Annotated in this window: 7 protein-coding genes; 2 read left to right on the forward strand and 5 right to left on the reverse strand. The window is 70.6% G+C overall.

Annotation, left to right across the window (positions count from 1 at the left end):
• Nucleotides 1-144 precede the first annotated feature (144 nt).
• Nucleotides 145-2,406: a hypothetical protein gene (locus VLK61_RS00035; protein WP_325417015.1), complete on the forward strand. Its 2,262-nt coding sequence runs from the start codon at nucleotides 145-147 to the stop codon at nucleotides 2,404-2,406.
• Between the two features lie 79 nt (nucleotides 2,407-2,485).
• Here VLK61_RS00035 and VLK61_RS00040 read toward each other — a convergent pair whose 3' ends face one another.
• The 5 genes from VLK61_RS00040 to VLK61_RS00060 form a co-directional block, all read right to left on the reverse strand.
• Nucleotides 2,486-2,836, reverse strand: coding sequence for a hypothetical protein (locus tag VLK61_RS00040; protein ID WP_325417017.1), 351 nt, complete (start codon nucleotides 2,834-2,836; stop codon nucleotides 2,486-2,488).
• 2 nt (nucleotides 2,837-2,838) lie between these two features.
• Nucleotides 2,839-3,147 carry a hypothetical protein gene (locus VLK61_RS00045; RefSeq protein WP_325417019.1) on the reverse strand — a complete coding sequence of 103 codons (309 nt, stop codon included), beginning with the start codon at nucleotides 3,145-3,147 and terminating at the stop codon, nucleotides 2,839-2,841.
• A 74-nt stretch (nucleotides 3,148-3,221) separates the two neighbouring features.
• Complete coding sequence (locus tag VLK61_RS00050) at nucleotides 3,222-4,547, reverse strand: D-arabinono-1,4-lactone oxidase (RefSeq protein WP_325417021.1); 1,326 nt, start codon at nucleotides 4,545-4,547, stop codon at nucleotides 3,222-3,224.
• 30 nt (nucleotides 4,548-4,577) lie between these two features.
• Nucleotides 4,578-5,798: an amino acid deaminase/aldolase gene (locus VLK61_RS00055; RefSeq protein ID WP_325417023.1), complete on the reverse strand. Its 1,221-nt coding sequence runs from the start codon at nucleotides 5,796-5,798 to the stop codon at nucleotides 4,578-4,580.
• Nucleotides 5,795-6,433 carry a TetR/AcrR family transcriptional regulator gene (locus VLK61_RS00060; RefSeq protein ID WP_325417025.1) on the reverse strand — a complete coding sequence of 213 codons (639 nt, stop codon included), beginning with the start codon at nucleotides 6,431-6,433 and terminating at the stop codon, nucleotides 5,795-5,797. The genes VLK61_RS00055 and VLK61_RS00060 overlap by 4 nt, the downstream gene beginning before the upstream one ends.
• 136 nt (nucleotides 6,434-6,569) lie before the next feature.
• Here VLK61_RS00060 and VLK61_RS00065 point away from each other — a divergent pair.
• The coding region (locus VLK61_RS00065; RefSeq protein ID WP_325417027.1) for an MFS transporter at nucleotides 6,570-7,666 on the forward strand (1,097 nt) is incomplete at its 3' end.

A 7,666-nucleotide genomic window follows, 5' to 3' on the forward strand; every position in this document is an offset into this window, starting at 1 on the left:
CTGCAGCGGGTGACTTCACGTTCGCCGACCTCGTGAACTTCGCGGGGTGACCCAACTGGCATGAGACCGCAATCGGAGACACTGCGAGTCGGCCGCTCGATTCCGATATCGCCGAACAGGGCTGGGCCCTGACACCGACAGAGAATGCATCGCAACTATTTGCGCACCCTGGCCGCCTTGCTGCTGGCCGCCTGCAGCACGCCGCTCCTCGCCCAGGATCGCGCCGGCCTGCGCTACGACTGGAAATCGGTCGCCATCGTCGGCGGCGGCTTCGTCAGCGGCTTGGCCTTCCATCCCCGAGAGCCAGGCCTGATGCTGGCCCGCACCGACATGGGCGGCGCCTACCGCCGGGACCGCATCCCCGGCCCCTGGCAGCCCTTGCTGGACGAACTCTCGCTGGCTGAAGTCAACCTGATGGGTGTCGAGAGCCTGGCCCTCGACCCGAACGACCCCGACGCCCTGTTCCTCGCCTGCGGCACCTACTCCAGCGCGGCCTCGCCGAACGGCGCCCTGCTGCGCTCCTTCGACCGCGGGCGCAGCTGGCAGCGCACGCCCCTGCCGTTCAAGCTCGGGGCCAACGAGGGCGGGCGTGGCAATGGCGAGCGCCTGGCGCTTGACCCGCACGACGGCCGCGTGCTCTACCTCGGCACCCGCCACGACGGCCTGTGGCGCAGCCGTGACCGCGGCGCGAGCTTCCAGCGGATGGACAGCTTCCCCGAGTCGGCTTGGCGTCGCCACGCGAGCGACGGCCCCCCGCCCGCCTGGGGCGGCAGCGATGGCCGCGGCACCGTGGTCTTCGTGCTGATTGACCCGCGCAGCGGCCGCCCCGGCCAAGCCAGCCAGACGCTCTACGTGGGCGTCTCCGCGGTGGGCCGGCCCAGCCTCTGGCGCAGCGACGATGGCGGCGCAAGCTGGGCCCCGGTGTCCGGCACGCCGCTGCAGCACCGGCCGATGCGCGCCGCGCTCGCGGCCGACGGCATGCTCTACCTGGCCATGGCCAGCGAGCCCGGCCCGCACCGCATGAAGAGCGGCTCGGTCTGGGCGCTGGACACCGCCACCGGCCGCTGGGCCGACATCAGCCCCGAGGCGCCGACCGAGGCCCGGCCCTTCGGCTACGCCACCGTCGCGGTGGACCCGCGCCAGCCGCGCCGCCTGCTGGCCAGCACGGCCGGTCGCGCCGGCGGTGACGAACTCTTCCTCAGCAGCGACGGCGGCGGCCGCTGGCAGTCGCTGTTTGCCGGTGGCGCACGCCTCGATGCCCGCGAGGCCCCCTACGTGGCCGACACCCACCTGCACTGGCTCTACGACGTGCGCATCAACCCGGCCAACCCGGACCATGCGATCTTCACCACGGGCTACGGCGGCTGGGAGACCTTCGACCTCGGTGCGGCCGAACGCGGCCAGCCCACGCACTGGCAGGTGATGAGCCGCGGCATCGAGGAGACCGTGGCCCTGGCGCTGCACAGCCCCACGCGCGGCGTGCCGCTGGTCACCGCGCTGGGCGACTACTCCGGCTTCGTGCATGCCGACCTGGACCGCCCTGCGCCCGGCAACCCCAAGCCGCCCTTCTTCGGCAACACCCACGACGTGACCGGCGCCGAGCTGGCGCCCGAGGTGCTGCTGCGCATCGGCCACCCCCGCGCCGGCGGCAAGCACCTCGGCTATTCCCTCGACGGCGGCAGCACCTGGCAGGAGCCGGCCCGCGTGCCCGACCCCGCCGCCAGCGACGGCGCCCTTGCCGTGTCGGCCGACGGCCGCGCCTGGGTCTGGACGCCCAAAGGAGGCCTGCCCCACGTCAGCCACGACCGTGGCGACAGCTGGACCGTGGTGCGCGGCCTTCCGCCCGGCACGCGCGTGGTGGCCGACCGGGTGCATCCCCGCCGGTTCCATGCGATGGACCTGTACGGCGACCGCCGCTATACCAGCGAGGACGCGGCCTTGAGCTTCAGTTCACGGCCGCTGGCCCTGCCCGACGGCCCGGTGCAGCGCCCGGCCGCCGCGGTCCACAACCAGAGCCGGCGCGGCGACGAACGCGGCGGCCAGGACCGGCTTTACGCCACGCCGGGCCGCGAAGGCGAGCTCTACCTGGCTGCCTTCCACGGCCTGTACCGCGCGGCCGACGGCGCGCCCTTCGTGCGCCTGCCCGGTGTCAGCGAGATCCATGCCTTCGGCTTCGGCCGCGCCGCGCCGGGCCAGGACACACCGGCCCTCTACCTGGTGGGCACCGTGCAAGGCCGGTACGGGCTCTTCCGCTCCACCGATGCCGCCGCCAGCTGGCAGCGCATCAACGACAACGCCCACCAGTGGGGCCTGATCCTGCACATCAGCGGCGACCCCAAGGTCTTCGGCCGGGTCTACGTGGGCACGCACGGTCGCGGGGTGCTGTACGGGGATCCGGTGCGCTGAGCGACCGGCTCTCACGCTGCCTGGACTGGGGTCTCTGGCTGAGGGTCGTGGCTGCCGCCGACACGCAGGTCCTCCGCCGTCAACGCGGCACTGCCCGGTCGGTCCAGCCGCTGATCGACCAGAGGCGTGCTCGCGCCTCGCCCATGTAGGTGAAGCGCACGGTGCCCGCCGGCCTCGGCACGTCGATGGACTCGCCGGGCGTGCGGCCTGGCACCTCGATGCCGTTGTGGAACAGGCGGCCGACGCGGCCCTCGCTGCGCGTGCCGGCGTGCAGGATGCGCGTGCGCAGCAGGTAGTCGCCGGCCTGGAGCACTTCCTCGCGAGAGTCCGGACTCGCGCCGGCAGCGCCCACGCACAGGCCCACGCCGATGCCCATCGCCGCCAGTGCGCGGCGCAACAGGCCGACGCCGCGATGGTCGCCGGTCGCCATCGTCAGAAGACGACGCGGACGGCGACGCGGACCGTCTGCGCGGCGTTGGGCGGCAATGGCGGATCGACCGAGACGACCTCGTAGTCGACACGGCTCGGTGGGTCGTTCGCTATCTCGTCGTTGCTGCGTTCCCAGAGGAACGGTCCAGAGAAGTTGTCGAGCATGTCGAGCTCGCCGCCCGCTTGCGGGTAGTGCCCCGTGCGCCGCTCGAGCGAGCTCAGCCGAAAGGCGGCGCAGGTGGCCAGGCGTTCACGCATGGCCGCATCCGGGCCGCCCGCCGTCTCGGCGACTGTGACTTCGTAGGTGTTCATCGGCTGATCATGCCGCGGGCGGTTCGGCCTGCACAGGTGGCTGAAACGCTCGGAACAAATGCGACGTGGGTGGCTCAGGCGGTTTCGTGACGGCGCCAAGGCCGCTCCACAGCATCCAGCCCGAACAGGGTTCGCAAGTAGGGGCTGAGGAACCTGCCGCTCGGGTCCATGCGCTCGCGCAGGGCGAGAAAGTCGTCCCAGCGCGGGTAGAGCCTGGCGAGCTGCGGGCCCGCCAGCGTGTGCACCTTGCCCCAATGGGGGCGGCCACCATGGTTCAGGCAGATCGCCTGCACCGCGTCGAAATAGCGCTCGTAGGGCATGCCGACATACTGGTGAACGGAGATGTGCACGCTGTCCCTGCCGTAGTTCGGGCTGAGCCAGATGTCGTCGCCGCGGACCCAGCGGTATTCGAGCGGGAACATCAGCGGGAACTCACGGCGCGCGATCAAGGCGCGAATCTCGCGCAACGCGTCCGCGCCGCGCTCGGCGGGCAGCGACCACTCCATCTCGTTGAAGCGCACTTGGCGCACCGTCGAGAGCATCGAGTAGCTCGCGTCGACCTGCGTGCTGCGCGAGAGCAGCGAGGCGCAGAAGCGGCTGATGGCCGGGCACAGCGAGGGCATCGCTTTGCCGACGCGGCACAGCGCGCCGAAAGCCGTGTTCTCCAGGATCACGTCGGACAAATAGCGTTGCCAGCCCATCTTGTCGACCGCTTCGTCGGTGACATTCCAGGCCTTGGTCAGCACCGAATCGGTGTGCGGCAGCCAATAGAACTCGAACGATCGGTTGCGCGCAACGAGCTCGCCGGCCCGCGCGAGGCACTCTTCGAGATCCATCTTGCCGCGCTCAAGCCGCAAGCGAAACGTCGGCACCAGGCGCAGGCTGATCTCCGTCAGCACGCCGAGGCTGCCGAGCGCCACGCGCCCGCCCGCGAACAGGTGCGGATCTTCCGTCGGCGAGGCACTGACTTCGCGGCCGTCGGCGCTCAGGAACTTCAGCGCGGCGATCTGCGTGGCGATGTTGCCCAGCGTGATGCCGGTGCCGTGCGTGCCGGTGCTGGTGGCGCCGGCGATCGATTGCACATTGATGTCGCCGAGGTTCTCCATCGCCAGGCCGTGCGCTGCCAAGGCCTCGCCCAGCGCCCAGAGCCGGGTACCAGCCCGCACACGGGCGATGCCGGCTTGCGCATCGATGTCGATCACGCCCTGCAGCGCGTCGAGCGACACGATCACGCCCTCGGTGGCGACCAGCGGACTGAACGAGTGGCCGGCGCCAACCACGCGGACCGGCAACTCATCGCGCGCCGCCTGCCGCAATGCGTCGCCCAGTTCAGCAACGCTGCCGGGTGTCAGCACGCGGGTATGCGGGCATGCCACGTAGCCCGACCAGTTCTTCCACATCCTCGCTCCTGCGTTGTGTTGAGCCCTTGATCAGAAGAAGCTCTTGCCGTCGCCCCGGTAGGTGGTGACGACATCGACCACGCGTCCGGCCTCGATCAGCACCAGCTCGTTGAAGCGCTCGCACAACTCGCCGGCCTTGGCATGGCGGAACAGCAGTGGGTCACCGATGCCGAATGCGACGGATGGCGGGTGACGGACCGGCGTCTGGACCTCGCCAGCGCCCTCGGTGCCGAGCAAGGTGCAGCCCTGCGGCAGCCAGGGCCGGGGCTGCCTGTCCTTGCCCGCCGGACCGGACGCCACGTAGCCGCCGCCTGCGCAGGTCACGACGCCGGGTGTCGGCACCCGCGTGACCGGCAGCGCAAAGCCTGCGGCAGGCAGCGCGCGAAAGGCCGCGTAGTGATCGAACAGCGTCGGCACGTACAGGCCGGAGCCGGCCGCGAGCTCGGTGACGCTCGAGTCTGCGCGGGTGCTCTCGAAGCTGCCGGTGCCGCCGCCGTTGACGAAGCGCAGGTGATGCCCTGCCGCGCTCAGCGCCGCGACCGTCTCGCGCCGGCGCGCGTTCACTTCGCGGATCGAGCGGCGCTTCAGCACGCCGATGACAGCGTTCTTCAGCCGCTGGCCGGGCACTTTGTCCATGAGGCCCGCGATCTGGCTTTCGTAGCCCATCAGGCCATCGAGTCGCAGTGCCGGACGGCGCGCGATTTCGTCGGCCAGGGCCAACGCGGCTGCCGCGCCATCGACCGGTGAGCGATAGACGCCGAATCGCAGGCCCGGGAAGTCGCTGGACATGTCCAGGTCGATCGCCACCGGCATCACCACACTGCGGGCCTTCCCCGCGGCGGCGATCGCATCCAGCTGGCTGGCGCTGTCGACCATCACGGTGATCGTGCGCCCCACGCGCAGTTGCTCGGCAACGGCGCGCAGCCCCTGCCGCTCGGTCGACGGATAGGCCACGACCAGATCGTCGAAGCCCTCGGCAGCCAGCCAGGCCGCTTCTTCTACCGAATAGCACAACAGCCCGCGCAGGCCCGGCGCGGCTGCGAGCAGCCGGCGCGTGATGCCGATCGAGCGGATCGACTTCGTCACCAGGCGAATGGGCAGTTCACCGGCGCGCCGTCCGAGTAGCGCGAGATTGGCACCGAGATGATCGAGGTCGACGAAGGCGGCCGGCAGCCGCACGCCGGCCAGCGCCTGGCGGTAGTAGTCGTAGTCGCGCTCATGCGAAGCCATCTGCGGGTTCACCGGGCTCACCGAGGTTCCTTCGATTGGGCGGCCTCGAGCGTCGCAATCAGCATGAGCTTGAGCTTGGCGACGAGCTGATCGCGCAGCGGCGCTTCGACCGCGAGCGCCAGGCGGGCGACCGCACCGGTGGTTTCGGCCAGCAACAGCGCGAGTGCGAACACATCCTGCGCATCGCTCAGCGACAGGATCTCCATCAGCGAAGGCACGAGGAACTCCGCCGTCAGTCGAGTGTCCTCGACGTCGAGTTCACGCAGCCCGTGATCGCTCTGGGCGCCGGCCCAGACCGCCACGGCCGCGGGCTGGTCGCGATAGTGCGCATAGTACGCGTCGACGACGCGCTTGACGGCCTGCGCCGGGGTCGGCCGCCCGTCATGCTCGGCGAACAGTTCGCCGACTTCGTTTTCGAGCTTCAGCCGCACGCGCTCGAGGTTGCGCGTGGCGAGCTCACGAAGGATCGCGGCCTTGGACGGGAAGTATTGGTACACCGAGCTGATCTGCACGCCGGCGCGGCGCGCGACCTCGCGCATCGCCAGCGCCTCGGCGCCGTGCTCGACCACCAGCGCGAGCGCCACGTCCAGGATGGCCTCGACCCGCGTCTTGCTGCGCTCCTGCTGCGGCCTGCGCCTGGGCTCTGCATCGCTCATGGGGGTGGCTCGTCGACGGGTTTCAGGGGATCCGGGCGACCGACGCATGCGGCTTGTCTGTGGGGTTGTCCGCAATTTGACACGTGATCAACGCTCACATTATATTGTGATCAACGCTCACGTTCAAGCGCGGCCCATGACCTCTGGCATCCGTCCGGCACTGAAAACAGCTGCACTCCTGCAGCTGGCCTGCGCCTATGCGGTGGCGACCAACGGCACGATCCTGATGCCGCTGATCGTCGCCGCGCTGATGCGGCGCTTCGGCATCGGCGAAGACATCGCGACGGAGATGGCCGGGCTCGAGATCGTCGGCATCGCGATCGCCTGTGCGGTGCTGCCGCGCTGGATCGCGCGCTCGGCGCGATCGTTCGCCTGGCTGGGTTGCCTGGGTACCATTGCTGCACAAGCGGCCGGTGCGTGGATGCCGAGCGCGGGCTGGGTCGGCGTGTCGCGCGGCGTGGTCGGCCTGTTCGAAGGCATGCTGTTCGTCGTCGTCGCGGCCAGCCTGTGCAACCGGGCTGCGGCCGAACGCTCGTGGGGCGTGATCATGCTCGTCGGCGGCGTGTTCGACGCTGGCCTGCTTGTGGCTGCGGCCAGCTTCTCCGGGCCGTGGCTCGACCGCTGGTTGTTCCTGCTGCTCGCCGGCGCCTTTGCATGGATCGCCGTGCCGGCCGCTCGCACCGGCGCACACGCAGCGCAGCTCGTCGTGGCCTCCGCCGGGCGCGCGCTTCGTCCGCGCTGGGGCACGTTGCTGCCGATCTGGACGACGATGGCGCTGGCCTACGGCGTGCTGGCCGCGCAGTGGGCCGTGGCGGAGATCGTCGGCAACCGCATCGGCATGCCGCCCGCGCGCATCGGCCTGCTGCTGTCGCTGGCCTCGGTGCTCGGCCTGGCCGGCTGCCTGGTGGCGTCGCATCGCCGCAGCCATGAGGTCCGATGGCCCATCGTCTGCAGCGCGCTGGTGATCATGGCCGCCTCGGTGATCTGGTTCTTCGCCGCACACGGCTCGGTCGAGTACTTTGTGTCCCAGGCGCTGGTCTCGCTGGCGTTCTACGCGCTGTCGCCGTTCCTGACGGCGCGGCTGTCGGAGCTCGATGCCGACGGTGCGCTGGTCGCACGCAGCATCGTCGTCTGCTTCGCCAGCGCTGCGCTCGGCACGGCCCTCGCCGGAACCCTGCTCAGCGGACTCGGTGGCCTGGGCTTCGGCATCGCGCTGGGCGTGGCCAGCGTGCT

This window comes from Aquabacterium sp. (genome assembly GCF_035476535.1).
In the GTDB taxonomy this organism is placed as follows: Bacteria; Pseudomonadota; Gammaproteobacteria; order Burkholderiales; family Burkholderiaceae_C; genus Pseudaquabacterium.

Excerpts from the sequence above, each read along its gene's own strand:
- VLK61_RS00035 (WP_325417015.1), top strand. The coding sequence starts at position 145 with ATGCATCGCAACTATTTGCGCACCCTGGCCGCCTTGCTGCTGGCCGCC.
- VLK61_RS00040 (WP_325417017.1), bottom strand. The coding sequence starts at position 2,836 with ATGGCGACCGGCGACCATCGCGGCGTCGGCCTGTTGCGCCGCGCACTG.
- VLK61_RS00045 (WP_325417019.1), bottom strand. The coding sequence starts at position 3,147 with ATGAACACCTACGAAGTCACAGTCGCCGAGACGGCGGGCGGCCCGGAT.
- VLK61_RS00050 (WP_325417021.1), bottom strand. The coding sequence starts at position 4,547 with ATGTGGAAGAACTGGTCGGGCTACGTGGCATGCCCGCATACCCGCGTG.
- VLK61_RS00060 (WP_325417025.1), bottom strand. The coding sequence starts at position 6,433 with ATGAGCGATGCAGAGCCCAGGCGCAGGCCGCAGCAGGAGCGCAGCAAG.